This is a genomic window from Bacillus sp. FSL M8-0077, assembly GCF_038050255.1.
In the GTDB taxonomy this organism is placed as follows: domain Bacteria; phylum Bacillota; class Bacilli; order Bacillales; family Bacillaceae; genus Bacillus; species Bacillus altitudinis.
In genome coordinates, this window is sequence record NZ_JBBPAF010000001.1 from 3,172,126 (window position 1) to 3,198,414 (window position 26,289).

26 protein-coding genes and 1 riboswitch are annotated in these 26,289 nt (G+C 41.4%); of the genes, 10 read left to right on the forward strand and 16 right to left on the reverse strand.

Annotated features, from left to right (window positions below; genetic code table 11):
- Positions 1-197: 197 nt before the first annotated feature.
- A protein-coding gene (locus NST57_RS16560) for an IS3 family transposase (RefSeq protein WP_341298083.1) occupies positions 198-1,360 on the forward strand; the annotation gives its coding sequence in 2 pieces (ribosomal slippage) (positions 198-474 and positions 474-1,360; 1,164 coding nt in all).
- 66 nt (positions 1,361-1,426) lie between these two features.
- Here the strand turns inward: NST57_RS16560 and NST57_RS16565 are convergent.
- Genes NST57_RS16565 through NST57_RS16575 form a run of 3 tightly spaced genes read right to left on the reverse strand, consistent with a single transcriptional unit; the run spans position 1,427 to position 4,339 of the window.
- Positions 1,427-2,242 (reverse strand): ABC transporter ATP-binding protein, encoded by an 816-nt coding sequence (locus tag NST57_RS16565; RefSeq protein ID WP_017359249.1) that lies wholly within the window; start codon positions 2,240-2,242, stop codon positions 1,427-1,429.
- 21 nt (positions 2,243-2,263) lie between these two features.
- Positions 2,264-3,286 carry a FecCD family ABC transporter permease gene (locus NST57_RS16570; RefSeq protein ID WP_142155976.1) on the reverse strand — a complete coding sequence of 341 codons (1,023 nt, stop codon included), beginning with the start codon at positions 3,284-3,286 and terminating at the stop codon, positions 2,264-2,266.
- Positions 3,287-4,339: an iron chelate uptake ABC transporter family permease subunit gene (locus NST57_RS16575; RefSeq protein WP_142155977.1), complete on the reverse strand. Its 1,053-nt coding sequence runs from the start codon at positions 4,337-4,339 to the stop codon at positions 3,287-3,289.
- Positions 4,340-4,598: 259 nt separating this feature from the next.
- Here NST57_RS16575 and NST57_RS16580 point away from each other — a divergent pair, with 259 nt between their 5' ends.
- On the forward strand, positions 4,599-5,537 hold the full coding sequence (locus tag NST57_RS16580) for an ABC transporter substrate-binding protein (RefSeq protein WP_142155978.1): 939 nt from the start codon (positions 4,599-4,601) through the stop codon (positions 5,535-5,537).
- A gap of 86 nt (positions 5,538-5,623) precedes the next feature.
- Here the strand turns inward: NST57_RS16580 and NST57_RS16585 are convergent, their stop codons facing one another.
- The 3 genes from NST57_RS16585 to NST57_RS16595 all read right to left on the reverse strand — a co-directional run bounded on the left by NST57_RS16585 (position 5,624) and on the right by NST57_RS16595 (position 8,175).
- Positions 5,624-7,027, reverse strand: a complete 1,404-nt coding sequence (locus NST57_RS16585; RefSeq protein WP_142155979.1) for an amino acid permease — start codon at positions 7,025-7,027, stop codon at positions 5,624-5,626.
- Positions 7,028-7,219: 192 nt separating this feature from the next.
- A riboswitch (Lysine riboswitch) is annotated at positions 7,220-7,398 on the reverse strand.
- A gap of 122 nt (positions 7,399-7,520) precedes the next feature.
- Complete coding sequence (sspJ, locus tag NST57_RS16590; RefSeq protein ID WP_008347117.1) at positions 7,521-7,664, reverse strand: small acid-soluble spore protein SspJ; 144 nt, start codon at positions 7,662-7,664, stop codon at positions 7,521-7,523.
- A gap of 82 nt (positions 7,665-7,746) precedes the next feature.
- Positions 7,747-8,175, reverse strand: coding sequence for a MarR family transcriptional regulator (locus tag NST57_RS16595; protein ID WP_142155980.1), 429 nt, complete (start codon positions 8,173-8,175; stop codon positions 7,747-7,749).
- 171 nt (positions 8,176-8,346) lie between these two features.
- Between NST57_RS16595 and NST57_RS16600 the strand changes: the two genes are divergently transcribed.
- The 4 genes from NST57_RS16600 (at position 8,347) to modB (ending at position 12,369) form a co-directional block, all read left to right on the forward strand.
- Positions 8,347-8,838, forward strand: a complete 492-nt coding sequence (locus NST57_RS16600) for a metal-dependent hydrolase (protein ID WP_142155981.1) — start codon at positions 8,347-8,349, stop codon at positions 8,836-8,838.
- A gap of 123 nt (positions 8,839-8,961) precedes the next feature.
- Positions 8,962-10,812, forward strand: coding sequence for an LTA synthase family protein (locus NST57_RS16605; protein ID WP_341298900.1), 1,851 nt, complete (start codon positions 8,962-8,964; stop codon positions 10,810-10,812).
- A gap of 115 nt (positions 10,813-10,927) precedes the next feature.
- Positions 10,928-11,704, forward strand: coding sequence for a molybdate ABC transporter substrate-binding protein (gene modA, locus NST57_RS16610; RefSeq protein WP_341298901.1), 777 nt, complete (start codon positions 10,928-10,930; stop codon positions 11,702-11,704).
- Complete coding sequence (gene modB, locus NST57_RS16615; RefSeq protein WP_058213607.1) at positions 11,704-12,369, forward strand: molybdate ABC transporter permease subunit; 666 nt, start codon at positions 11,704-11,706, stop codon at positions 12,367-12,369. Before modA ends, modB begins: the two co-directional genes overlap by 1 nt.
- A 222-nt stretch (positions 12,370-12,591) precedes the next feature.
- Here the strand turns inward: modB and NST57_RS16620 are convergent, their stop codons facing one another.
- From NST57_RS16620 to NST57_RS16650, 7 genes are all read right to left on the reverse strand, one after another.
- A complete protein-coding gene (locus tag NST57_RS16620) occupies positions 12,592-13,437 on the reverse strand; it encodes an aldo/keto reductase (protein ID WP_017359243.1) in 846 nt (281 codons plus the stop codon).
- Positions 13,438-13,505: 68 nt separating this feature from the next.
- Positions 13,506-14,375, reverse strand: a complete 870-nt coding sequence (locus tag NST57_RS16625; RefSeq protein WP_341298902.1) for an ROK family protein — start codon at positions 14,373-14,375, stop codon at positions 13,506-13,508.
- 63 nt (positions 14,376-14,438) lie between these two features.
- Positions 14,439-16,454: a Na+/H+ antiporter gene (locus tag NST57_RS16630; RefSeq protein WP_142155987.1), complete on the reverse strand. Its 2,016-nt coding sequence runs from the start codon at positions 16,452-16,454 to the stop codon at positions 14,439-14,441.
- A gap of 321 nt (positions 16,455-16,775) precedes the next feature.
- On the reverse strand, positions 16,776-17,387 hold the full coding sequence (locus NST57_RS16635; RefSeq protein ID WP_142155988.1) for a TRIC cation channel family protein: 612 nt from the start codon (positions 17,385-17,387) through the stop codon (positions 16,776-16,778).
- Between the two features lie 148 nt (positions 17,388-17,535).
- Positions 17,536-17,949: a disulfide oxidoreductase gene (locus tag NST57_RS16640; RefSeq protein WP_007500241.1), complete on the reverse strand. Its 414-nt coding sequence runs from the start codon at positions 17,947-17,949 to the stop codon at positions 17,536-17,538.
- On the reverse strand, positions 17,946-18,632 hold the full coding sequence (locus tag NST57_RS16645) for a DsbA family protein (RefSeq protein ID WP_445818798.1): 687 nt from the start codon (positions 18,630-18,632) through the stop codon (positions 17,946-17,948). The genes NST57_RS16640 and NST57_RS16645 overlap by 4 nt, the downstream gene beginning before the upstream one ends.
- Before the next feature lie 147 nt (positions 18,633-18,779).
- Complete coding sequence (locus NST57_RS16650) at positions 18,780-20,879, reverse strand: heavy metal translocating P-type ATPase (RefSeq protein ID WP_341298904.1); 2,100 nt, start codon at positions 20,877-20,879, stop codon at positions 18,780-18,782.
- 423 nt (positions 20,880-21,302) lie between these two features.
- On the opposite strand from NST57_RS16650, the gene NST57_RS16655 reads away from it, so the two are divergent.
- From NST57_RS16655 to NST57_RS16665, 3 genes are read left to right on the forward strand one after another with little or no spacing between them, the layout of a single operon-like run.
- Positions 21,303-22,046: a metal ABC transporter ATP-binding protein gene (locus tag NST57_RS16655; protein WP_341298905.1), complete on the forward strand. Its 744-nt coding sequence runs from the start codon at positions 21,303-21,305 to the stop codon at positions 22,044-22,046.
- On the forward strand, positions 22,046-22,918 hold the full coding sequence (locus NST57_RS16660) for a metal ABC transporter permease (protein WP_007500236.1): 873 nt from the start codon (positions 22,046-22,048) through the stop codon (positions 22,916-22,918). Before NST57_RS16655 ends, NST57_RS16660 begins: the two co-directional genes overlap by 1 nt.
- 13 nt (positions 22,919-22,931) lie before the next feature.
- Complete coding sequence (locus NST57_RS16665; protein WP_341298906.1) at positions 22,932-23,870, forward strand: metal ABC transporter substrate-binding protein; 939 nt, start codon at positions 22,932-22,934, stop codon at positions 23,868-23,870.
- A gap of 39 nt (positions 23,871-23,909) precedes the next feature.
- Here the strand turns inward: NST57_RS16665 and NST57_RS16670 are convergent, their stop codons facing one another.
- On the reverse strand, positions 23,910-24,458 hold the full coding sequence (locus tag NST57_RS16670) for a hypothetical protein (RefSeq protein ID WP_142155993.1): 549 nt from the start codon (positions 24,456-24,458) through the stop codon (positions 23,910-23,912).
- Positions 24,459-24,546: 88 nt separating this feature from the next.
- Here NST57_RS16670 and NST57_RS16675 point away from each other — a divergent pair, with 88 nt between their 5' ends.
- On the forward strand, positions 24,547-25,155 hold the full coding sequence (locus NST57_RS16675; RefSeq protein WP_056702737.1) for a TetR/AcrR family transcriptional regulator: 609 nt from the start codon (positions 24,547-24,549) through the stop codon (positions 25,153-25,155).
- Here NST57_RS16675 and NST57_RS20410 read toward each other — a convergent pair.
- Together NST57_RS20410 and NST57_RS16680 are read right to left on the reverse strand one after the other, a co-directional pair.
- On the reverse strand, positions 25,150-25,299 hold the full coding sequence (locus NST57_RS20410) for an IS3 family transposase (protein ID WP_445818827.1): 150 nt from the start codon (positions 25,297-25,299) through the stop codon (positions 25,150-25,152). The two genes, NST57_RS16675 and NST57_RS20410, sit on opposite strands and share 6 nt — an antisense overlap.
- Before the next feature lie 558 nt (positions 25,300-25,857).
- On the reverse strand, positions 25,858-26,136 hold the full coding sequence (locus tag NST57_RS16680) for a hypothetical protein (protein WP_142155994.1): 279 nt from the start codon (positions 26,134-26,136) through the stop codon (positions 25,858-25,860).
- Positions 26,137-26,289: the final 153 nt, after the last annotated feature.

Below are 26,289 nucleotides of genomic sequence, written 5' to 3' on the forward strand. Positions count from 1 at the left end.
ATTGTCTAAAGTAAAAAAGTACCTCTTTTCTGCATAAAAGCGAAAAAAGATCGACTGGAGAAAATGGCATAACAAGGTAATACCAGAAGATGCAAAAAAACCCGGTCATATATTAGACTGACCTAGTCAAATGGGACATAAAAAAACACCCTTCAAGTGATACACTTAAACTAAGTGATAATTTGGAGGGTATTTTTATGAAAAAAAACAGATATTCAGCTGAAACAAAATGGGCGGTTGTGAAAGATAAATTAAGCGGGCAGTTTACCAATCAACAAATTATGGATAAATATCATATAAAGAATGTATCTCAGATTAAAACATGGATGAAGTGGTATCGAGAAAATCAGTTACATCGATTCGATCAGCCAATTGGAAAACAATATAGCTTCGGACATGGACCTGACAATGTATCCAAAGAGGAAAAAGTAAATAGGCAGATTGAACACCTTAAGATGGAGAATGAAATTCTAAAAAAGTATTTGGAGATCGTAGAGGAGTTGAAAAAGGAGTAGCCTTGTATTTGATCGAGAGATTACGGAAGAACTATACAGTAACGTCTGTCTTAAGTATTTTGCAGATCGCCAGATCGACCTATTATCGCTGGGTATCCGAAGGAATACGTGAAAAATCACAAGTGGAGAAGGCTGTTATTTCCTTATGTACCGAAACGTCGTTCCGGTACGGCCACCGTAAGATCCGAAAGCTGCTTCAGCGCCAATATGATATCAAACGAAACCGAAATACTGTACAGCGCATCATGCAAAAACACCATCTTCAATGTCGTGTGAAGCGTAAAAGGAAATGGAAATCACAAGGGGAATCTGTCATCATTGCCCCAAATATATTAAATCGGAACTTCACCGCAATACACCCGAATTTAAAATGGGTAACCGATATTACTTATATTCAGTATGGACCGAGAACGCTCTATCTTTCGACCATGATGGATTTATACAACAACGAAGTTGTTGCCTATACCCTAGATGATCACCAACAGACATCACTCATATTGGACACATTGAGGGCAGCTTTAGAGAAAAGGAATTCACCTAAAGGTGTACTTGTGCATTCAGATCAAGGAAGTGTATACAGTTCGTATGCATATCAAAAGGAGCTAGGGGTAAGGAACCTCACAAGCAGTATGTCTAGACGAGGCAACTGTTGGGATAACGCAGTGATTGAATCATTCCATTCTAGCTTAAAATCAGAGGAATTTATGTTTACAAAGTTCAACTCTATATCAGAAAAAGATGTCAGGCAACGAATCGATCGTTACATCAAGTATTATAATGAAGAGCGTATCCAAGAAAAATTAGGCTACCACGCACCAAAAACATTTGGTAGCATGTCAGCCTAATAAGGGTGTTTTATTCGTGTCTCATTCTCCTATGTCAGTCTAATATACCGAGTTTTTGTCCATCTATTATCCGTTCACAGCTTCAAGCTTTCTTTCATGATTCATTAAGTCATATGTTAAACAGATTGGCTTATTCGTTCTCGGATCAAGAACAATTTCTGCATCGATGTGGAACACCTGACTGAGTACCTCTTTTGTCATGACCTCATGAGGCGTACCCTCTTTAATGACTTTCCCTTGATTGAGGGCAATCATGTAATGTGAAAAGCGTGCAGCATGATTGAGGTCATGAATCACCATCAGCACCGTTCTGCCCTGCTCTCTGTTTAAGCGTTCTAACAGCTGAAGTATCTCCAGCTGATGAGCAAGATCTAAATACGTCGTTGGTTCGTCTAATAAAAGCAGCTCTGTTTCCTGAGCGAGTGCCATCGCAATCCATACCCGCTGACGCTGTCCACCGGAGAGTGCTTCAATTGGCCGGTCATGAAATGCAATCATTCCCGTCTCCTCAAGTGCCCATCTGATGATTCGTTTGTCCTCATTTGATAAACGGCCAAATCCATTTTGATGCGGGAAACGTCCATATGACACAAGCTCATAAACGGTCAGACCACTTGGTGCTTCAGGCGTCTGCGGTAAGATGGCCATTTGTTTTGAAATTTCTTTTGTTGGTGTTTGATGGATAGCCTGGCCATTTAAATAAACAGCACCTTGATGGGACTTCATAATACGAGACATTGTTTTTAAAATCGTTGACTTCCCGCACCCATTCGGCCCAATTAATGTGGTCACCTTGCCTTTTGGGATGCTGATATTTAAATCGTCTACAATCAAACGGTCATGATAGCCAATACAAAGTTTTTCTGTTTCAAGTGATTTCATCTGTTGTACTCTCCTTCCTCATTAGTTCGTTTTCATCAATAAGTAAATGAAGTAAGGTGCGCCTAAAGCAGAAACGACAAGTCCAACGGGCACCTCTGATGGAGCAAGTATGACACGCCCAAGTGTATCTGCAAGTAATAACAGCAGTGCACCAATCATAGCGGACGCCGGTATCATTCCTTGATGTTTCGGTCCAACTAGCTTTCTTGCGAGGTGTGGTGCCGCTAACCCTAGGAACGATATACTCCCTGCAACAGCGACACTTGCACCTGCTAATGCAACTGCAATCAGCATGAGAAAACTTCTTTCTTTATGAACTGAAATCCCTAAGCCATAAGATATTTGGTCACCCAAATTCATGATATTTAAGTAGCGTGCCCTCACCATCGCTAATACAAGGAAAATCAGCATCCATGGCACGACTGATAAGACATATGTCCAGCTTGAGCCCCAAATACTTCCTGACAGCCATACAATGGCTTGGTTAAAATCATTTGGGCTCATCTTTAATTGAATAACCACAATCGCTGCCGAAAATGCAGCATTGATCCCAATACCAGTTAAAATCAATCGAACAGGTGTAATGCCCTTTTTCCACGCTAGCACATAAATGAGAAATGCAGCAAAGGCGGCACCTACGAAAGCGAAAAGCGGCAGTACAAATATCGAAAAATCACCTAAGTTCGACATCGAGCCCTGAAAGGCAAAGATAAACAAAACCACCGCAAAGCCTGCACCCGCATTTACACCTAGAATGCCGGGATCAGCTAAACCATTTTGAGAAACACCTTGCCAAATGGCACCTGATACAGCGATAGAAGCGCCAACAAGTAAAGCGATGACCATCCTTGGAAGTCTGAACTCGAATAATACAAGCTCATCCATTTCACTTCCGAGTCCAAAAAATGTTTTGAATGTATCCATCGGAGAAATCCGAATCTCTCCGGTATTTAAACTGATCATGAACACAGCCACGATCGCTAAAAAGATCATGAGCATCGTTCGTTTGTATTTCTTTTTCTTTGCCTGCTGCACCATTTCCATTTAAATTCCGCTCCTTTCACGTCTCGCCAAATATAAGAAGAAAGGAACGCCTATAATGGCTGTAATGGCACCAACTGGCGTTTCAAACGGCGCATTGACAAGCCTTGCCGCAATGTCTGCATAAATGAGCAAAATAGCCCCTAAAATAGCTGAGCAAGGGATAATCCAGCGATAGTCAACGCCGACCAAGAAACGCGTAACATGAGGAATCACAAGCCCGATAAAACCAATAGAACCTGCAACTGACACGGCTGCACCTGTTAAAAGGATCACGACCAATATGCCAAGTACCTTGACCGTTCGTGTGTATTGTCCAAGCCCTTTTGCTAATTCATCGCCCAAGCTTAAAACCGTGATGGAGCGGGCAAGAACCATAGCGATGATCAGTCCTACAGCCGCAACTGGGATGATGATCTTAATATTGCTCCAATTTACCCCAGCCACACCGCCTGCGTACCAAAAACTCATATCTTGCGCGACGTCAAATCGAATGGCAATCGCTGAGGAGATTGAGCTTAAAAGTGCGCCAACAGCCGTACCGGCTAATGCGAGCTTCACTGGAGTAAGCCCCCCTTTTGAAAGGGTTCCAACCCCAAATACAATAGAGGCGCCAAGTGCTGCACCCAAGAATGACCAAAGAATTAATGTAAAAGAAGATTGGCCTGGGAAAAAAGCAAATGCAATGGCAATCGCAAATGCAGAGCCATTTGTCACACCCATGATTTCAGGAGACGCAAGTGCATTTCTTGTCATGCCTTGCATGATGGCACCCGATACTGCTAAAAAGGCACCAACAAGTGCGGCACCAACTGTACGCGGCAGCCTCAGTTCCCTAATGATTTGATGTGAGGTTTGTTGTGAATCAAAATGAAAGACGGCTTCCCATACCGTGTGTAAATGAATGTTTGCCGCTCCTAGCGATACTGATAAAAAAAGACCAAATGCTAAAGCAATGATTCCTATGATGACAACAGCTGCTGTACCAAAAGGCTTTGTCACAATATCTATCGCATCATCTTTAGCTGACAGCTGTTTATTCGATTGTGAGCCCAAAACCAGTCTCTTCCTTTCCGTTCATATCTATTCGTTATTAGTGATAATGATTATCAATCTCGGAGTCTAGTATATCACTTTCTTCACGTTTTGAAATCCTTGTTCTAATAAATTTCTTTATTTTCATCAAAAAACCGGGAGAATTTCACCATTTTCATTTCGGTTCTAAAATAGACAATGCATTTTTTCTTCCATCATGATAAGATATGATTGCAAATGATAATCATTATCATAAACGATTGAATAGGAGCGAACTTTTGTGAAAAAACGAACTGGACTTCTTTTGATTTCCCTCATTACCCTTATGATTTTTACTGCTGCTTGCGGCAGCACTTCCAATAAAGAATCGGGAGCCAAAAAAAATGACACGATCACCTATCAAGATGTAAAGGGTGAAGTGAAACTCCCTCAAAACCCGAAACGAATTGTGCTTTTGGCGGAAAGTTATTACGGGGATCTCGTCACACTTGGCAAAACCCCAATTGCTGCCACTGCGCCCATCTTTAAAAACCCTTTCTATAAAGGAAAAACAGATGGAGTGAAAAATCTCGGAAAATCCCCCTCTGTTGAGAAAGTAGCTTCTTTGAAGCCGGATATGATCATTGCTTGGGGAGAAGATGAGAAATTTGATCAATACAAAAAAATTGCACCTACAGTTGCCATTCAATATAATCAATATTCGTTTAAAGACCAGCTAAAAGAATTCGGTAAAATGACCGGCACATCAAAAAAAGCAGCGGATTGGATCACAAAATGGGATGCCAAAATTGCTGAAGTGAAACCAAAAGTAACAAAAGCTGTAGGAAACAAAACCGTTTCGATCGTATCACCATTCGATAAGGGCATTTACATTTTCGGTAACACTTTTGCACGCGGTGGTGAAATCATTTATGACGAGCTGAAATTAAAAGCTCCGAAGGCCGTCCAAAAAGAAGCCATCGACAGTGGTGTCGGTTATGCAAACATTTCTCTTGAAAAGCTTCCAGAATTTGCAGGCGATTATATTTTCACAAGCCCATGGAGCGGTTCAAAAAGTAATGGCGATCAAGTGTATGAAAGCAGCATTTGGGCATCACTTCCTGCTGTCCAAAACAAACGCGTATTTGAAACAGATACAGTCGGTTACTTCTTTAATGACCCTGTGTCACTAGAAGGTCAGCTCGAATTTATTGTGGATCGATTAACATCTGCATCATAAAAAAACGTTTCTCCAATGCTGGAGAAACGTTTCAGATTGTTGACAAATGGCTAAAATGAACTTGTTTTTAGCCATTTGTCTTCTTTTTAGCGTGATAGAAAACCTTTGGACATGAATGGATAGAGTAAAATGCCAACTAAGAACAGTCCAATACCAAGACCAAATGTTTTTAAATCAGCTGTGCCTGAAATAATGACCCAAGCGGAATACCCCATGGCCACAAGCGCAATGATCCCGTCTCTTGTCCGGTTTCCTTTTTGGAGCTCATATGTGTCACCTTGCATGATGACCTTAAAGCTGTAGATCGACGACACGATATACGGAATGAGATACGCAAGTGTCGCTGATGTTGTTAAGAAAGTAAAGGCTTCATTAATCGTACGAGACATGACTGAGAAAATAAACAGCTGTGACATGATATTTGTGACAGTCAAAGCAAAGACAGGGCTTCCCTTTTTGTTTGTTTTCGCAAACACTGCTGGGAAATCGCCAGCTTTTGCTGCTTGATAAGGGACTTCAGAACCAAGCAAAATCCAGCCAAGCATCGAACCAAATAAACAAATGATCGCAAGAAGTGCCATGACAATGCCGCCAGCCGGCCCGATAATTAGCTGAAGCACGTCTACGAATGGTTTATCAGAACCTTGCAATTGATCATGTGGCAGAACGCCCATTGTAATCAAAGTAATAATCATATAAATAGACAGTGCAATTAAAAGTCCTGTAATCGTCGCACGTTTGACATCACGCTGCGAGGAGGCTCTTCCTGATAAAATGACAGCAGATTCGATGCCGATAAATGCCCATAACGTAGAAATGGCCGCATGGTGAATTTGGCCTCCAAGTCCAAGCACTCCTTCACCACCTGCTGCTTCAACAGGGAAGTAATAATGTTCAAATAATGCTGTTTGGAAGGCAAATAAGCCTGCGACAATAAAAAGGACGAATCCAAGCACCTTTGAAAAGGTCGTAATAAAGTTCAGCTTACTTGCTGCGCTTAAGCTTGTAATTAAAATCGTATGAGTCCCCCATAGTAGGATTGTACATACGATAAACGTTGTGAGCTGACCAAGTGTGATCGCTTCTTTTCCAAAAGTAAAGATCTCCGTTTTCACGGTTAAAATTGGGAAAAAGGTTGTTAAATAACCGGCTAGGCTTGTGATAATGGCGACATTACTAATCCAGCTTGCCACCCAATATCCCCAAACCATTGTAAAACCGGCTGCTTTTCCTTTTTTCGGATCTTTAAAAAGCGCTCTTGCATAGCTTTGTGGTCCAGCTGTCAGTTGCGGTTTATGAATGGACAAATGTCCGAACACAAAGGCAATCATCAGTACGCCGCCACCTGTGACAAGCCATGCCATCGTCACACCTAAAGGACTTGCATGCTGGGCAAGTGTACTAGGCAGCATAAAGATGCCTGAACCTACCATATTTCCGACGACAAAAGCCGTCAATAACCAAAAACCCCATTTTTTTGTCTGTTCCATTTTCGTACCTCCGTTATATTCACTTTGGACCAGACCCGGCAGTATCTTCATTGATATATTTGTGAAGCAATGACTTGCATTCTTTATGTTCATGTTGGGTCACTTTCTTTCCAGCATACCCTTTTCTTAGGCAATCAGAACATAAAAAAAAGCCTGAACAAAAGTCCATGCTTTTCAAAACATACACCTTGATCTCCGGATAGCCCTCCACGCTTCAAAGACGTGGCAGTCCTGCATTTGTTCAATGCAGACCCAGCATAAAGAAAGTTGGAGCTCTCTCTACACTTCGGCGCTGATGCCTTTTTTCTCATGATCAACGATTCCATCTCTCCTATGAGTGACTCATCATCCGCGCAACCTCTACCTCACTGAGACATAGCGTGAGGATTTCTATTCATTTTTACTACACGAAGGTTATCAAACATTCTCATATCTGTCAAAGGGAAAAACATAGAAAAAAGGCAGAGAAATGATTCTCCGCCTTTTTGTCAGCTTATTGATGGTTGTTTTTCTTCTTTTGGACAGCTTCCTGAAGCGGATCGCCTGCTAGTTCTTTACTTGCTTCTTCTAACAGCTGATCTACCTGCTGATGGTCTTTCTCGCTTTTCGCCTTTTTATCCTTTTGGAAAAATGACATCGCTATTTCCCCCCTTTTCATAAAATGCCTTTGCCTGTTTAATTTGTGCTACAGCGCTCAGCATTATACAAAGAGGAACGGTTCATTCATCGTGAAAGGTCTGTCTCATTTTTTGCAAATACGTTAGAAAGGTCTTTAAGTCTTCCTCTGTGAAGTCTGACATCATATGCTGAATCACCTTTCCAAAAAGACGTGTATGCTTTTCGTAAATAGCCAGCCCTTTTGCCGTGGCTTCTAGCCGGACAAGAGAATGATCGTCCTTGTCCCTTTCTCTCTGAATGTAGCCTTGCTCACATAATTTATTGAGGGCAATGGAAGCGGCACCTGGATTGAGAGAGAGTCTTTGTTTGAGCTCTTCAGCATGTGATACTTTTCCTTGTATCAATATAGAAAGAGCATATATCTGTGGAGGCGTGATGTCTTTTTCTAACTCAAGTAACTTGCGGTTTAATTTACGGCTGACTTCATAATGTACAAGAACAATTTCTTTTAAAATGTCTGCATTACTCATCCGAATCGCATCCTTATCGTTAGTGTCAACATAACTTCCTTCTTATTATAGAATGTTTTTCAAAACAACCAACTATTCTATCCCATTTTTCTTTAGAAATAAGCCTTGATGAATGGATTCACCCTTGATATAGTGAGTACTTGAACGAAAAACAGAACAGGAGTACGCATCATGACAGGAAAAACACATATTATGGGCGGCATTGCCGCCTCCACAGCCGTTGCCTATTATTACGGATTTGAACCAGTGACGATGGCTGCTGCTGGATCAGTAGGTGCCCTCATCCCAGATCTATGTCATACGAAAAGCAAAATCGGCAGGAAATTCCCGCTGCTTTCCACACTGATCAGTAGTGTGTTCGGGCACCGCACCTTTACACACAGTTTATTATTTCTGCTGATCATTTATTTTATTGCGACAACATACATTCCAAATGACAGTCTCAGTACCGGGTTACTAGTTGGGATGGCAAGCCACCTCATCCTTGATGCAGGAACGGTGAACGGCATTAAATTTTTATTTCCAGCTACCATTAAAGTGCGTCTTCCCTTTTATGTCAAAACCGGCAGCACAGGAGAACAAGTTGTACTAGTTGCTCTGACCATTGTCACCTGCTATTACATGGCTGTCATTTGCGGATTATCCATCCCATTGCCGTTTTAGAAAAAGAACAAAGAGTTTTGCAAAAAAGCATGATATGAATTGATCATTCCTCATTTTTTTAGTAGTTTTAAGATAAGTGTTTTTGCCTTGCAGCTGAATACAGAATGGTGAGGAGATACATAAATGAAAGCGTTTTTCAAAAATCACTGGTTTTTAGTGTACTCCATCCTCTTTATGTGGATGAAAACATATATCATTTATCAATTCGGATTTCATATACGAACGGCCAATCTGTTTCACGAATGGCTGCTTTTGATCAATCCACTTAGCTTTTTGCTCCCTTTGTTTGGGATTGCTCTTTTCTTAAATGAAACGAAACAAAAGGTCTTTTTATTGACCACCAATTTTATTTTGACAGTCATTTTGATATCAAATACGATCTTTTACGGTTTTTATATTGATTTCATTACCATCCCTGTCCTATTTCAAGCAAAGAATATGGGAGATATGGGCAGCAGTATGACTGAATTGTTTCATCCGCTATTTATACTCATGCTGATTGATTTTGTGGTGCTGGCATGGCTCTTAAAACGGAAACCGTTATCACCAAAAGCGTCTTTTAAGACGATCAAAACATACTATGTGGTTTGCTGCAGTTTTCTATTGTTCCATGTCAGCTCAGCCATGATGGATCACCCTCGATTTTTGACAAGCTCGTATGATCGAGAAGTCATTGTACGCAACCTTGGGCTGTTTCAATTCCATTTGTATGACGGTGCCGCTCAAACAGCACGTATTGGACAAAAAGCCTTTGCTGACGAAGATACACTTTCAACAGTGGCAAACTACACAAAGGCTGATTACAGTGCACCGAATGAAGACTACTTTGGACTTGCTAAAGGTAAAAATGTCGTGTTCATTTCACTTGAATCAACGCAGCAATTTGTCATGAATCAAAAGGTGAATGGACAATACATCACACCATTTTTAAATCAACTTGCCAAAAAAAGCTTCTATTTTGATGAATTTTATCAGCAGACAGAGCAAGGCAAGACGTCGGACTCAGAGTTTATCGTCGCAAACTCCCTCTATCCATCTAGCAGTGGCGCTGTCTTTTTCACAGCGAGTGACAACGAATATGACACACTGTACAAGCAATTGAAAAAAGAGAATTATCAATCCGTCCAATTTCATGCGAATAATAAAACGTTTTGGAATCGTGATGTGATGTATGAATCTCTAGGGATTGACCGCTTTTATGATGTCGATTCATTTGATGTCAATGAACAGAATTCGACTGGCTGGGGCTTAAAGGATATCGACTTTTTTGACCAATCCATTGATTATTTAAAAAAGCTGAAGGCGCCTTATTACAGCACGTTTATTACCTTAACCAATCACTTCCCATTTGAAATTGATCCAAAGGATCAGTTCATTGATGAATACGATTCGACTAGCACCATTTTAAACCGCTATGTGACCACCGTCCGCTACCAAGATGAAGCCATCAAAAGGTTCTTTGAACGAATGAAAGAAGAAGGACTATATGAAAATACAATGTTTGTCCTAATGGGGGACCATTATGGCATTTCAGAAGCACATCATGAGGCAATGGCAGAGCTGCTGAAGCAGGATGAAATCACGCCGTTTGATGCAGTTAAATTGCAGCGGGTCCCTTTTTTAATTTACATTCCAGGCTTGACAGACGAGGCCCCTCAAACCATTTCTGAAACAGCCGGTCAAATGGATGTCAAACCGACACTTCTTCATTTACTCGGCATTGAATCAAAAGATTCTATTCAATTTGGGAATGATCTTTTCTCCAATGAGCGTACACCGTTCGCTGTGCTGAGAAATGGAAACTTTATTACAGATGATTATCTTTATACAAAGAACACGTGCTATGATCAAAAAACAAAACAACCTGTTGAAGAAGATGAAGTATGCCAGCCTTATATAGAAAAAGCCAATAAAGAGCTGTCTCTATCAGATAAAGTAATCAACGGGAACTTACTGCGTTTTTATCAGCATTAAAAGCTGCCCTCTGGCGGCTTTTTCTTTTCTCTTTTCCTGAAAGCCTATGAATGGTCAAATAAGTTTGATTATAATAAAGGATACACATGATGTTGAATGATAAAGAGGTGTGATCATGAAATATTTATTCTTAACCTACGTCACCATCTGTTTGCTCCTGACTGGGTGTCAAACGGAGTCGACGTCATCAGATCAAAGCAAAAAAACAGAACTTGTGATTTCAGCGGCGGCAAGCCTGCAGGATGCTTTGAAAGAGATTGAATCTACCTATGAAGATGATCATCCAAACGTGACACTCACGAATAATTTCGGGTCATCCGGCGCATTGAAACAGCAAATCGCTCAAGGAGCAAAAGCGGATCTCTTCTTCTCAGCAGCTGAAGAGCCTTTTGATGACCTTGTTCAATCTGGCGACATTGATCAGGATCATGCAAAGGATGTCATACAAAATGAGCTTGTCCTCATCGTGCCAAAAGAAGGTTCCTCTTCTATCAAAACCTTTCGCGATGTTGATCACATAAAAGGAAAGATAGCGCTTGGCACACCTGAATCTGTTCCTGCTGGTACATATGCTAAAGAGATTTTCACAAAACTAAATATATGGGATCAAGTGAAACAAAACGCTGTCTATGGCAAGGATGTTCGTCAAGTATTAAACTATGTCGAAACAGGTAATGTGGAAGCTGGTGTCGTGTATAAGACGGACGCGCTCGTTTCTCGCAAAGTAAAGATAGTAGATGAGGCAAATCAGGACATGCATTCCCCCATCATTTATCCAGTTGGCATTGTCAAACAGACCGAACATATGAAGGAAGCGAAAGCATTTTTTCAATATCTCCAATCAGATCCAGCCGCATCGATTTTTAAAAAGTACGGCTTTCAAGTGAAATAATGCCGATGCTGACCGAAGATTTTCTTTCACCTATCTGGCTGTCCGTACAAGTGGCTGCTTTCAGCGGGTTATTGGCTGTCGTTTTAGGAACGTCCATTGGTTTTTGGATGGCGCGTACATCTTTCAAAGGAAAAATGATCGTGGAAACGCTCCTCATGATGCCGCTTGTCCTTCCGCCAACGGTCGTAGGATTTCTGCTGCTCGTCGTGTTCGGGAAGCACAGTGTGATTGGACAAGCCATTGAATGGATTTTCCATCAGCCTGTCATCTTCACTTATTGGGCAGCGGTCATTGCATCGACAGTTGTCGCATTCCCGCTCATGTATCAATCAGCGAAAGCTGGTTTTTCTACGATTGAGTCAGACATTGAAGGTGCTGCAAAAGTTGATGGTGCGCATTCTTTTCAGGTTTTTGCCTATATTACCGTCCCACTCGCACTGCCATCTCTTCTCTCTGGTGCAGTCCTAAGCTTTGCAAGAGCCCTAGGAGAATTTGGAGCAACTTTAATGTTCGCAGGCAACATTCCTGGGAAAACACAAACCCTCCCAACCGCCATCTATGTGGCGATTGATTCTGGACGAATGGAACTTGCGTGGGCTTGGACCATTTGTATTGTGATCCTGTCTTTTCTCATGCTGTTGGCTGTGCGTCGAAGCAGGAATTAAAAAATCCCCTTTCTCTTTTTGAGAAAGGGGGATTCAACTTGTTGACCAAGGGCTAAAATGAACTTGATTTTAGCCCTTGGTCTTCTTTTCAGCGTGATAGAAAACCTTTGCAGTCTAGGCAGGACGAGTACTGGCGCGGAGCGAATTTGACATTCGTGAACACCAGCACACAGGACTGACAAAGAATGCGAGGGTTTGTCTCACACTGAGGGGATTTTTTATTTATTCAAACCCAACCGTCATCGTTTCTGGATTAGAGCCGACGCGTTCGTTATTATTAAGTGCATTGATTTTTTCCATGTCTTCTTGTGAAAGCTCGAAGTCAAAAATGTCGGCATTTTGTTTAATGCGTTCTTCATTGATTGATTTTGGAATGGTGACAACACCGCTCTGTAGATCCCAGCGCAAGATCACTTGAGCCACAGATTTGTTGTATTGAGCTGCAATTTCCTTTAATACGTCATGATCCAATAGCTTTCCTTGCATCAGCGGAGACCATGCTTCAATTTGAATGCCTTTTTCTTTCGCATATTGTCGTAATTCTACAAGTGTCAGTTTTGGATGAAACTCCACTTGGTTCACCGCTGGAACAACCTCCGCATCTTTTAACAGCTCTTCTAAATGCTGCACGTAGAAGTTGCTAACACCAATCGCTCTTACTTTTCCATCTTTATAAAGCTTCTCAAGCGCACGCCATGTCTCTTTAAACGTATCTGCATTTGGTCCAGGCCAATGAATCAAATAGAGGTCTAAGTAATCAAGACCGAGCCGGTTTAAGCTTGCGTCGAATGCAGCGAGTGCTTTGTCATATCCTTGATCTGTGTTCCATACTTTTGACGTAATGAACAATTCTTCTCTTTTGACGCCAGATTCTTTAATGGCTTTACCTACGCCTGTCTCATTTTTATAAACGGCAGCCGTATCAATGCTGCGATAACCGTTTCGTATGGCTGCTTTAACGGCATCAACCACTTGGTTGCCGTCCTCCACTTTGAATACACCTAAACCAAACCATGGCATTTCTACTCCGTTATTTAGTGTTACGGTATCATTCAAGCTTTTGACCATGTTAACAACCACCTTTTCATAGATTCCATCTTTTTCATTATCTCATGTTGCGTTTGAAAACTCTATTATCAGGCGTTTCTCTTCGTTTCAATCGCTAACAGCAAAGCACCTGTCATACCTGCCTTGTCCTCAAGTCCAGGTGAGACAATGTATGTATCAAGCGTCGGCATCTCGACATAATCATTGACATACGCAGACAGCTTCTCTCGAATGAGCGGAAATAACTGCTTCTGCTTCATAACGCCTCCACCCATTATGATACGCTCCGGGCTTAATATCAGCGTGTATTGCATTAATGCCTGTGCTAAATAATCTGCTTCAAGAGACCAAACGGCTTCTTCTTCGGTAAGCTCTTTAGCCGGCTTTCCCCACCTTGCCTCAATAGCTGGTCCTGCTGCCAGTCCTTCTAAGCAAGTACCATGCGCTGGGCAGACACCCGCAAACTGATCTGATTCATGCTGCCTGACAAGGATGTGTCCCATTTCTGGATGTGAGTGACCGTGAAGAAGCTCATTTTTCACAACAGCCCCTGCACCGATCCCCGTACCGACCGTGATATACAGACAGCTGCTTAGCCCTTTGGCGGCACCTTTTGTCAGTTCACCTAATGCTGCGGCATTGACATCTGTCGTAAAGGACACCGGTACGCCTAATTGTTTCTCCAGCTCAGGTATAAACGGGTAATGCTTCCATTCAACTTTCGGCGTATTCATGATGTAACCGTAGGAAGGATCATCTTTCTGGACACAAATCGGCCCAAAGGAACCAACCCCTAATGCTGCAATTTCATGTTGCTGAAAAAATGGAATAAGTGATTGGATGGTTTTTTCTGGGTGCTCTGTTGGAATGGTTAATTCCTCTATAATATCCCCATGCTCATTGCCAATGGCACAGCAGAACTTTGTCCCCCCAGCTTCAATCGCTCCGTAATATGTCATCCTGCATCTCCCCCTGCTCGTCTCTTTTTCCCATCATAAAACATAGGGGAGAAAATGACAACATCATGTATTGGTCAGTAAGACTGCTTCCATGTCATTGATATACTCCCTTAAATGATGGGCAATATCACGATTGATTTCGCCATTTTCATATAAGGTTTGGATTTCATTGCGAATCGTCTGTACGGCTTGGAAGTTAAGCTCTTTCTTCTTCCGATCAAACGTACGATCCTTTTGCTGAAAGAAAGAAGGGCCATGTTCACAGCGGAAAATGACTTGATTGTAAAACCCAATGACTTGATGACACGTTTGTTGATTATCTTCAGTCATATGATGCTTAATAGAATCCACAGCAGCTTCAGCCGTTTTCTTACGGATTTGTTTATACGATTCCTCGTTTTCTAATATGCCGCTCGAAATACGCTGATTCGGACGCCACAATTGAAGCCATTGTAGTAAGCGCAGAAACTTCACTTTTGAAAAACGAATTTTAAAGGAGTTGGAATAGAGCATTTCCAGCTCATGAAATCTCTCTTGCAGCTCATACGAATCTTCTTTGTCGATTTTCTCTTCCTCAATGAGCTGTTGGAGTTTCATCTGTTCTGCTTTAATGCCGTGCAATCTGATTTTTCTCTCTTGTTTTCTCATACCAAACTGGTACGGTTCCCGCTGAATATTTCGCAGCTTCATTCGGTAATCATTGATGAGTGCAAGGGATACTTCTCGATTGTCTTCATTCATTCCTTCTTTTAACGTTTTAATGGCACTTCTCAGCAGCTTCCGTTTCGCGTGCTGAATCTTTGTATCTAAGTCCACAGCCACTTGCTTATCTTTTTTCTCCGATAAAATAGGCAGCAGCACACTCGCTAAAATGAGTGTACATAAAATGACGCCTGCTGCGAGGAAAATAATTAAATGACGCTCAGGAAATGGCGATCCGTCTGCAAGCGTAAACGGGATGGAGAAAGCACCCGCTAATGTAACAGCACCACGAACACCAGAGAATGTCATCAGCATGGAAGCACGCAATTTCGGTTTTTTCGCGTTCTTCTTTTTCGATACACTCCAGTTCCCTGCCCAGAACAGCCATACCCATAGGAATCTGAGAATCATCAGACAGCATGTAATGATTAAAATGTAACTGATGACCTGCATATTATTAAAGGCTTCATCTTGGAAAATGACGGTCGATACATCAGGAATTTGTAACCCAAGTAAAACGAAAACAAGGCCATTTAAGATAAATAAAATAATATTCCACGTGTTTGAAGAAGCAATTTGCAGTTTTGCTAAATTTGCTTCCATTCGGTCTTGCTCGATGGCATGTGTCACACCACCGGCAACAACAGCTAAAATGCCGGATACGCCAATTTCTTCTGCTGCTAAATAAATCACAAACGGCGTGAGGATTTGCAGGATGATGTGCATTGTGACATCGTCCATGCCTAAACGGCGGAGAAAATAACGGAAACGAATGATAAAAAATGACAGAATAAATCCGGTCAATAAGCCGCCAGCAGCAATAAGGACAAAGCTAAAAGATGCCTCTGCAATGGAAAATGCCCCTGTAACCGTTGCTGCAATAGCAAATTTAAAGGCAACAAGTCCTGACGCATCGTTCATCAGCCCTTCGCCTTCCAGCAGTCTCATGATTCCCTTTGGCATATTCACACGGCTGGAAAGTGCACTTACTGCAACCACATCTGTCGGTGATAAAATTGCTGCAAGCGCAAATGCAGCTGGAAGTGGTATGCTTGGAATCATCCAATGGATGGTATACCCTGCGACAATGACTGTCGCAAATACTAACCCCAAAGCTAATAGGAGAATGGGCGCTCTTAATTTCCACAGCTCGTCCCTTGGGGTACGCTTCCCATCATTAAATAACAACGGTGCAATGAATAAAACGAAGAATAGCTCAGGATTTAAAGAAATATGTAAACCTGAGGGAAAAGCTGCGACCAATATCCCTAAACCCACTTGGATTAATGGAACTGGAATAAAGGGCAGAAAACGATTGATAATATTAGATGATGCAATGAGTGCTAGTAGTACGAGCACTGCCAAAAAAATCTCCACTAGTACATGTCCCTCCCATTTCATTTTTTCCGTCATGTTTTGCTTACATGCAAAGATGTGTTCATTTCTTTCTGATCCATCCGTTCGATCATGAGCGTTTTTTTAGTATCCCGCAAAAAGCGAAACCAACACATAACAATCCATCTAGGCAAAAAAAGACTGAATCTACATATTCAGTCAAATGACAATATTTTCATCTCGTGTATTGTTTCATTGATGAATAAAGAACCTACTTTTATTTTACACGAAAACAGCATGACCTGCTGACATCAAGCTCGAATAAAACATAAAAAAAAAGAGCGACATCGCCCTCTTTTCGTTTTACCCTTTATTTAAAAAATAAGACCTAGCGGGAAGCCGCCATTTGAATAAGTAGGAACAAACCCTGCATATGACGAGGATGACAAACAGCAGATATAAAGCAAGCTCTCCTTGCGCTAACCCAAGTCCGACAAGTAAGCCGCCAAGGGCTGCCCATACTGCGTAAATCTCTGCTTTTAGCACAAGCGGCTTTCGTCCTGCTAATAAATCACGCACAATGCCACCGCCGCTTCCAGTCAAAATAGCTGCCACAATGACCGCACTGAGCGGGAGCTCTCTTTGTACAGCAAATAATGCACCTTGAATCGCAAATGCTGCTAAACCGATCGCATCCGAGAAATTCCCCCACGTGCTCCAGTGCTTGAGCAAAAGCTTTGGAAATAGAAACACGATCGTAATGGATATAAGGGCAATGGTAAACATTTTGCCCTGTGACCATAAAGCAGACACCGGAAGACCAATTAATAGATTCCGAATCGCTCCCCCGCCAAATGCTGTGACAATCCCTAAAATGTACACACCAAGAATATCGTACTCTTCTTCCATTGCGACAATCGCACCACTAATGGCGAATGCCACAATGCCAATAATACTTAAGACTTCCCATGCCATTTTCCGCTTATCTCCTTACCATTGTCTGATCATCTAACACTCTCCCCTTAATGTATATCTGACACAAATGAAAAGCAATACAAATTTTCTTTAAATTTTATCTTTTTGCAAAAATAAAAAATAGCCTGCTTAAAAGCAGGCTATCTCCTCAATCTTCTTTTGCATTTAAGAGCAGCATACTAATGATGATCAGAATAAATGCAATGAGAGCCAAAAGTGGAATGGTGATAAAACCAAACCAGTTCAGATAATCAACGGAACAAGGAATACCACTTAGACAAGGACGAATCGATGCAAAGCCTGGAATCTTTTGTTCCATATAATGATAGATGGAAAAGCACGCACCAATCCCGGCCAAAGGGAGAACGTAGTACTTCACTTTGACATCGCCACGGAATGTAGCAATTCCAAGTAAAAGCACAAGCGGATACATGAAAATGCGCTGAAACCAGCACATATCGCATGGGATAAACTTCTTTACTTCACTTAAATACAGACTGCTCATCGTCGCCACAATCGAGACGATCCAAGCGCTGTATAAGTAAATCAGTTTATTCTTCATGATTTTTTCCCTTTCAGCTCTTGATCAATTAATTCTTTGATTTCATCATAGTCATAAAAGTTTTGGACTTGTTTATTGTTAATAAAAATAGTTGGTGTTGCGTTTACTTTGTATTGATTCACCAGCTGATCATCTGTGTTCAGCTGCGGCTGATATGTTTTCTTTGATAGGTTATCTTTCAGCTTGTCCGTATCAATTTTCGTTGTCTTTTTCGCCAATTCAGTGAGCTTTGCTGGCGTTACCCATTCTGCTTCACTATCTGGCTGTGCGTTGTAGACAGCTTCATGAAATGCCCAGAAGTTTTTCGGATCTTCTTTCCACACTTCTTCAGAAGCCAGTGCTGCTAATACCGCACCGTCCCCATGAACAGGCAGAGGGAAGTTAATAAATGAGAAGGATACATCGCCATTATCTATGTAGTCTGCTTTCAATTTTGGGAAAATGTCAGTGTCAAATGATTTACATGATGGACATTTGTAATCCCCAAACTCGACAACTTGCACTTTTGCCTTTTGATCTCCCATGACAGGCTGTCCTTTAATAGACGGCTTACTGTCGACTGTTTGTGCTTCTTGGCTGTTGTTGTTACCGATCACAACGAAAATACCGATGAGAAGAGCTGCAATGATGGTTAATATAACTGCAAACTTGATGGATGAAGATTGATTATTTTTTTTACTCACAAAAGCACCTACCTTATCTTTTTCATTCATTCCTTCATAAAAGAAAAAGGATAATAGCGCAGAAAAATGCCATTATCCAACTTCTTCTATTTTAACAAGAGGGGGTCTATTATGAAAGACGCTATTCATGAATTTTTCCTTACAATTTTATTTCATGACCCTCATCGCATTTAAAACAGCCAGTACAGTGACACCAACATCCGAGAAGACGGCTTCCCACATTGTTGCAATACCGAATGCACCAAGTATGAGAAAGACGGCCTTCACCCCAAGAGCAAACGCAATATTCTGCCATACGATGGCTCTCGTTCTTTTAGCGACAGCAATGGCTTCCGCTACCTTCGATGGCTGATCTGTCATAATCACAATATCAGCCGCTTCAACTGCTGCATCTGAACCAAGTCCACCCATAGCAATACCTATATCCGCTCTTGCCAAAACCGGCGTATCGTTTATGCCGTCACCAACAAACAATAATTTGTCTTGAGATGCTTTTTTCTCATACATGTCTTCGATTTTGGCGACTTTATCCTGTGGCAATAATTCAGTGTGAACTTCGTCAATGCCGATCTGCTGTGCGACTGCATTTCCTACTTGCGAAGCATCCCCTGTAAGCATTACGGTTTGAATGCCCGCAGCTTTTAGAGAAGATATCGCTTCAACTGCATCGTCTTTTACTTCATCTGCAATCAAGATAGATCCCGCAAACTCACCGTCTATTGCTAAATACACAACCGTTCCACTTCGTTTTTCTTTTTCAAAAGAAATGCCCTCTCGTTCCATCAGGCGATGGTTACCTGCCAATACATGGGCTCCGCGAATTGTCGCTTTGATCCCATGACCCGCAATATCCTCGTAAGATTCGATTTGACTCTCATCAAGAGACGCTCCGTAGGCCGCTTTAATCGATTCTGCAATCGGATGCGAAGAATGCGCTTCTGCCAGTGCCGCAAAAGAAAGCAATTCTTTTTCAGACCATTTCTCATGAGCTGCTTTGATATGAGTGACTGTAAAGTTTCCTTTTGTCAAAGTACCTGTTTTATCAAACACCGCATAGCGGACAGAGTTCAAGGCTTCTAAGTAGTTACTGCCTTTCACTAAAATGCCTCGTTTTGATGCGGCACCAATCCCGCCAAAGAAACCTAATGGAATGGATACAACGAGAGCACACGGACACGAAATGACAAGAAAGACAAGTGCTCGGTACACCCAATCAGACAATTGAGCTGATGGGATGAGAAGCGGTGGTACAAAGGCAAGCAATAAAGCTAGCACGACCACAGCAGGTGTATAATATTTAGCGAACTTTGTGATAAAGTTTTCTGTCTGCGCTTTACGGCTGCTTGCATTCTCAACCAAATCCAAAATCTTCGTAACCGCTGACTCACTGAGCTCTTTTTGCACTTCAATTTCAAGAATGCCGTTTTGGTTCACGAAACCAGCAAGCACTTCTTTTCCTGCTTCCACATCTCTTGGAACAGACTCCCCAGTTAGTGCAGAGGTATCCACAAGAGAATAACCGTCTATCACGCGTCCATCCAAAGGAATTTTTTCACCTGGTTTGACGACAATACGGTCACCAGTTTTGACTTCTTCCGGCTTTACCTTTTTTGTTTCTTGCCCCACTTTGAGGTTTGCGTATTCTGGGCGGATATTCATTAATTCACTAATTGATTTTCTAGAGCGGTTCACTGCCGCCCCTTGGAATAGCTCTCCAATTTGGTAAAACAGCATGACTGCCAGTGCCTCAGGATACTGCTGAATCACAAAAGCACCCACTGTGGCGATGGTCATTAAGAAGTTTTCATCAAATACTTGGCCGCGCACAATATTTTTCAGCGCTTTCAAGACAACATCTCCGCCAACTAGTAAATACGCTGCGAAAAACATGATGAACTTCAGTAAGCCATTATCAGGTATAAAATAAGCCGCCGTTCCAATGACTGCACCGCCGATTAGTTTCAGCACAATCGTTTTTAAATTCTTTGTTCCATGATCGTGATCGTGGTGATGCCCTTCTTCTTTTGGTGATACACTCACATGAGGTTCAATGGACTGAACGGTTTTTTCAATACGCTTTGACATCGCTTCTTGTGCATCAGCATGTGTCACAGTTAATGTACCCGTCGCAAAATTAATTGAGCAGGCTTCCACTCCTTCTAGTTTGCTGACACCTGTTTCAATTTTACGTGCACAGTTTCCACAATCGAGACCGCTTAATACGTATTCATCCTTCATCTTTTTCATGTTCTCACCTTTTTTCTATATAAGTAGCCTTCCCTGATTCAATCAAACCTATCAGCTGCTGTAGATATTATATATGAGCACATATTCATATATTGAATTACCCTTATTATATGAGGAGTTCTTATAAACTGTCAATCATTTATAAGCAAATGTTTGAGATTTTTCGCATTCAAGGATGTCACGTGAATTTTCAATAATCCATGCTCATGTCCCCTCTTCGGTGCATATCATAAAAACGATCGTTTAATGGGAATATTCAGCATTTCTCTTTACAAAAGAAGGACATACGATTAGAATAAGATAAAAGTTTCCTTAAGGAAACAAATTAGCGTTAGAGAATCATTTCATCCTTTAGTCAAAATTATTAAATGTATGCATATATTTTTAGGAAACGCAATTGATGATCGAAAGGGGCCTTAAGAGATGTCATATGCTTTAACAATCGACCGCCTGTATGTCTCATACCACGGACAGGATGCACTAGAAAACGTCTCTCTTTCCATACAGGAAGGAACGATGACTGGAATCATTGGTCCAAATGGTGCTGGTAAATCGACTTTATTGAAAGCATGTTTGGATTTAATTGAAAAGGATCAAGGGGATATTCGCTTTTTTGAACAACCCTTTAAACAAGTGAGAAAACAGATCGCCTATGTACCACAAAGAAATGATCTAGACTGGACGTTTCCTATCCATGTGCTAGATACCGTACTGCTTGGCACATACCCAAAGCTCGGACCAATCAAACGACCGAAAAAAGAAGACCGAGCCTATGCGTACCATTGCTTAGAAAAGGTCGGGATGCAGGACTTTGCCAAAAGACAGATCGGGGAATTATCCGGCGGTCAGCAGCAACGTGTCTTCCTTGCACGAGCACTTGCTCAAAACGCACAGCTTTTTTGTTTAGATGAACCGTTTGTCGGAATTGATATGGCAAGTGAAGAAACGATGATCCGCATTTTGAAGGAGTTACGAGATGAAGGAAAAACCATTCTGGTCGTCCACCATGACTTAAGTAAAGCCGATGATTACTTCAGCCATCTCGTTCTTCTAAATAAGAAGCTGGTCAAAGCAGGGCCTGTACATGATATTCTTCGTCCAGAGGTCATGCTTAAAGCATACGAAACACAGCTGCCATTTTTAAAATCAGCAGGAGGAGACGCATAATGGAATTCTTAACCGGACTTTTTGAATATGCGTTTTTACAAAAAGCACTATTTACATCCGTTATGGTAGGGATCATCTGCGGCGTCATCGGCTGCTTTATCATTTTACGGGGAATGGCATTGATGGGAGATGCGATTTCACACGCCGTACTGCCAGGTGTCGCCATCTCTTATATGCTCGGCATTAACTTTTTCTTTGGTGCCGTTCTCACTGGTGTACTGACAGCCATCGGCATCGGATATGTCAGTCAAAACAGCCGCATTAAAAATGATTCTGCCATCGGGATCGTATTCACTGCTTTTTTTTCCATTGGGATCATTTTGATTACATTTTTGAAAAGTTCCAGCGATTTATATCATATCTTATTTGGAAACGTACTAGCCGTTCGTTCATCTGATATGTGGATCACGCTTGGCATCGGTATTTTCATTTTGCTGGCTGTCATTGTTTTCTACAAAGAACTGCTCATTAGTTCATTTGATCCAGTGATTTCTTCGGTATACGGTTTACCGAATCGCATGATCCATTATTTCCTCATGACCTTATTGACCTTAGTGACCGTGGCGTCCCTGCAAACTGTAGGTATTATTCTTGTTGTTGCAATGCTTATTACACCAGCTGCCACCGCTTATTTACTGACAGACCGGCTATGGATCATGATTTATTTATCTGCTTTTTTTGGAGCAGTTTCAGCCGTCGTAGGACTTGGGCTCAGCTTTACGTATAACTTGTCGTCTGGTGCTTCCATTGTGCTGGTCGCGACCATATTATTCGGCAGTGCCTTTATCTTTTCACCGAAACAAGGGATATTGTGGAGATCCTTAAAATCGAAGCGAAAACGAACACAGTTAAAAAAGGAAGCGTCTATGTAAAAGGAGGACATATATGAAGAAGGTATTAGCAATCCGTTTGACCGCAGTATGTATTGCCCTTTTGGTCATCGCAGGCTGTTCTACTCAGCAAAAAAGTTCCGGAAAAGATGACGGTAAATTAAAAGTTGTCACGACCTACTCCATTCTTTATGACATTGTGAAGGAAGTAGGAGGACAGCATGTCTCTATTCACAGCATTGTTCCCATTGGTACAGACCCACATGAATTTGACCCACTGCCAAAGGATGTTCAATATACGACGGATGCAGACCTTGTTCTATCTAATGGCTTGAACCTTGAAACAGGGAATGGCTGGTTTCAAAAACTGCTTGAATCGAGCGGCAAGAACGGGGATGATGCACCTGTAGCCGAGCTGAGTAAAGGCGTCAAAGTGAAGCATTTGTCTTCAAAAGGGCTTGAAAGCCAGCAGGACCCACACGCATGGCTGAATGTCGAGAATGGGATTCTTTATGCGCAAAATGCCAGAGATGCGCTCATTCAAGCAGATCCTGAGCATAAAGAGGATTACGAGAAAAATGCTGAAACCTATATTAAAAAGCTTCAAACGCTTCACGATGAAGCAAAAGACAAGTTTGATCAACTGCCAAAAGACAAAAAACTCCTTGTCACAAGCGAAGGGGCATTCAAATATTTTGCGGATGCGTATGGACTGAAAGCCGGCTACATTTGGGAGATCAACACAGAAAGTGAAGGAACACCTGGACAAATGAAACGCATCATTCATTTTGTCAAAGACCATCGAGTTCCTGCTCTCTTTTTGGAAACAAGTGTCGATAAACGCAGCCTTGAAAGCCTCTCTGAGGAAACCGGGGTTCCGATTAAAGGGAAAGTCTTTACGGACTCTATTGGCAAAGAAGGTGAAGATGGGGGCAGCTACTATCACATGATGAAATGGAATATTGATACGATTTATAAAGGGTTATCCTCATAGCAAAAAGACAGGTGGAATGAGTCCGCCTGTCTTTTTTTGTCAGCCTGCTATATTTTCTGGGTGTTTTTTCGGCCAAATGACGTAGCTGATGCTAATGACGAAATCAATGGCTAAGACCATCCCCCACACACTGACAAGCTGCATCAGAGATTCCGTTCGTTCTGGTGCTTGGATGAGATAGGTCAATCCATATAACAGCCCCGCTCCGATGACGTAAGAGATGAAATGACGCGTCCAGCCCACCATTTCATACAAAGACCGCTCCTTCCCGTACTTTGGTTTCCCCTTCGGCTTAGGGCCTCCTGCAAAACGATAAGCAAACTTAGCATCCGCCCATTTCACCATTTGATGTCCAAAGGCCAGACTCACACCAATATAAACAGCCGCAAGCCCATGAATGACGCTCGCCACAGCCCCTTGCTTTAAATCTATATAAGTAGCCGCAAGAAGGATGAGATCTAAAATCGGCGTACAGACAAGAAAGAAAGCACCCCATTTTTTCTGTTTAAACACATAACGCAGTGTTAAGCCCATTAGAATAAACAGCCAAAAACCAATTTCACATGCCACAATCAATAAACCGACCAATTTCCCCACATCCTTTTTAATACGATTGTATTAAATAAAAAATAGCACAACTGTGTTAAAAAAACAATAGCTGTGCTAAAATCAATGTATGCCAAAAATCGTCGATCACCATAAACAAAAACAAAAGGTCGCTCAAGCTGCCATGAGAGTGATTAAACAAGAGGGATTGGAAAGCGCTTCTGTACGAAAAATAGCAGTTGAAGCTGGCATCTCAGCCGGCTCTATGCGTCATTATTTTTCCACACAGCAAGAATTATTTCTATTCTCCATGAATTTAATTCAAGAAAGAGTGAAGGAGCGAATTGCTAGGCTTCCATTAAACGGTTCAACAGAGGAAAATGTATTCACTTTATTGGAGCAGGTTCTTCCACTAGACGAAGAACGAATATTTGAAATGGAGGTGTGGCAGGCTTTTACAGTCAAAGCACTGACTGAACCAGATCTACAGCCACTCAATGCAAAGATGTATGACGAGCTTTTTCAAACGGTTCAATTTTGCTTAATGAAATTGAAAGAGGATGAACTACTGCTAGATCATATCGATCTTTTATTAGAAACTGAGCGGCTTTATGCGGTCATCAATGGGCTTGCATTGAATGGAATCGTACAGCCCCATCGTTTACCGCCTCAGCTCATGCGCTCCGTGCTGCAGATGCATCTTCAATCCATCACAAAAAAAGACATGCCCTCCTTATAAGAATGTGGTCTTCCCCTGAAGTAGGCAAATATAAAAAGCCTCTGCCAGTATGTGACGGTATTCTACCGGCGCAAACTGGTTTAATTTTTTAATGAATCCATCGTGATTATAGAATTGAATGTAATCTTCCGTGCTTTTATGCAGCTATTCTTCCATTTAACATGAAGGCGTTCTCTGTTTTGAACTGAATGATTTGATACAAGCATTATTCGGGCAACTTCCCCGTCGGAAATGAGTGTCCTTAAAACCTCTCGTTCTTTAAAATCCGTCCGTGTAGATTAGGATAACGCTTTTTTAAGTATTCTACCTGTGCCTTTAAATAATCTCTTTCTTCTTCCCACTTTTAAACATGAACTTAGGACAAGCAGTCAAAGGATTTTCTGCTTTGGTATGTTTTCCTTTTTGATCTTCAAAATATTGTCCCTCTCGAAATTTTCTGATTCAATTTTTTAACTAAGTTGAGCTTCTGATAACTAACTCTTCAGATAATGATGAATACTATTGCTTCCTTCTTCGTACATTTTGATTTTGACAACTTTTATCTTAAATTCTTTCTAATAGTGTCTCGTCATAAAAAATCCCCTCCAAGTATAGTGTAACAGCCAAGATATGTTCTTGGACTTTTTACACTGTCTACTTAGAGGGGAGGAATACCTGTTCAATAAAAAAAGAAAGGCCTATATTTTTTATATAGAATATCTTTTATTCTAATCCTTTTGGGTCTTCTAAGAATAAACGTTCTTCAATATCTTCAATATAATCACCGGTATCGTCAGCATTTAGAATGTGATCAAAGACAATTTGAACTTGGCATCTATTATTTATAACTTCAGATATTTTATTAGTAGAGTTAACTTTCACTAATTCATTTTCATAATCTCGTTGATAACGTCTCATTTCTTCTGCTAATTCATTTAAATCAGTTTTTAACCAATTATTTATATCTACAACAACCTTGGATTGATAACGGTCTACTCTCATATATCAACCTCCTTATTTAGGATTAAAATAAAGCGGACATTGTTAAGTTAACCCTCTTAATTTTTCACATCAATATCTTTACCATACTGTGATGCGTTGCTTGTAGACTTCTTCTCAGAACCTTTATAACCATGATTTTTATAAGAATGTTCT

Coding starts and splice junctions, on each gene's coding strand:
- sspJ (WP_008347117.1), bottom strand. CDS start 7,664: ATGTCATTTTTCCAAAAGGATAAAAAGGCGAAAAGCGAGAAAGACCAT.
- NST57_RS16660 (WP_007500236.1), top strand. CDS start 22,046: ATGGAATTCTTAACCGGACTTTTTGAATATGCGTTTTTACAAAAAGCA.
- NST57_RS16680 (WP_142155994.1), bottom strand. CDS start 26,136: ATGAGAGTAGACCGTTATCAATCCAAGGTTGTTGTAGATATAAATAAT.
- NST57_RS16675 (WP_056702737.1), top strand. CDS start 24,547: ATGCCAAAAATCGTCGATCACCATAAACAAAAACAAAAGGTCGCTCAA.
- NST57_RS16600 (WP_142155981.1), top strand. CDS start 8,347: ATGACAGGAAAAACACATATTATGGGCGGCATTGCCGCCTCCACAGCC.
- NST57_RS16595 (WP_142155980.1), bottom strand. CDS start 8,175: ATGAGTAATGCAGACATTTTAAAAGAAATTGTTCTTGTACATTATGAA.
- modA (WP_341298901.1), top strand. CDS start 10,928: ATGAAATATTTATTCTTAACCTACGTCACCATCTGTTTGCTCCTGACT.
- NST57_RS16650 (WP_341298904.1), bottom strand. CDS start 20,879: ATGAAAAAGATGAAGGATGAATACGTATTAAGCGGTCTCGATTGTGGA.
- NST57_RS16635 (WP_142155988.1), bottom strand. CDS start 17,387: ATGGCATGGGAAGTCTTAAGTATTATTGGCATTGTGGCATTCGCCATT.
- NST57_RS16640 (WP_007500241.1), bottom strand. CDS start 17,949: ATGAAGAATAAACTGATTTACTTATACAGCGCTTGGATCGTCTCGATT.
- NST57_RS16665 (WP_341298906.1), top strand. CDS start 22,932: ATGAAGAAGGTATTAGCAATCCGTTTGACCGCAGTATGTATTGCCCTT.
- NST57_RS16605 (WP_341298900.1), top strand. CDS start 8,962: ATGAAAGCGTTTTTCAAAAATCACTGGTTTTTAGTGTACTCCATCCTC.
- NST57_RS16565 (WP_017359249.1), bottom strand. CDS start 2,242: ATGAAATCACTTGAAACAGAAAAACTTTGTATTGGCTATCATGACCGT.
- NST57_RS16625 (WP_341298902.1), bottom strand. CDS start 14,375: ATGACATATTACGGAGCGATTGAAGCTGGGGGGACAAAGTTCTGCTGT.
- modB (WP_058213607.1), top strand. CDS start 11,704: ATGCCGATGCTGACCGAAGATTTTCTTTCACCTATCTGGCTGTCCGTA.
- NST57_RS16570 (WP_142155976.1), bottom strand. CDS start 3,286: ATGGAAATGGTGCAGCAGGCAAAGAAAAAGAAATACAAACGAACGATG.
- NST57_RS16585 (WP_142155979.1), bottom strand. CDS start 7,027: ATGGAACAGACAAAAAAATGGGGTTTTTGGTTATTGACGGCTTTTGTC.
- NST57_RS16620 (WP_017359243.1), bottom strand. CDS start 13,437: ATGGTCAAAAGCTTGAATGATACCGTAACACTAAATAACGGAGTAGAA.
- NST57_RS16655 (WP_341298905.1), top strand. CDS start 21,303: ATGTCATATGCTTTAACAATCGACCGCCTGTATGTCTCATACCACGGA.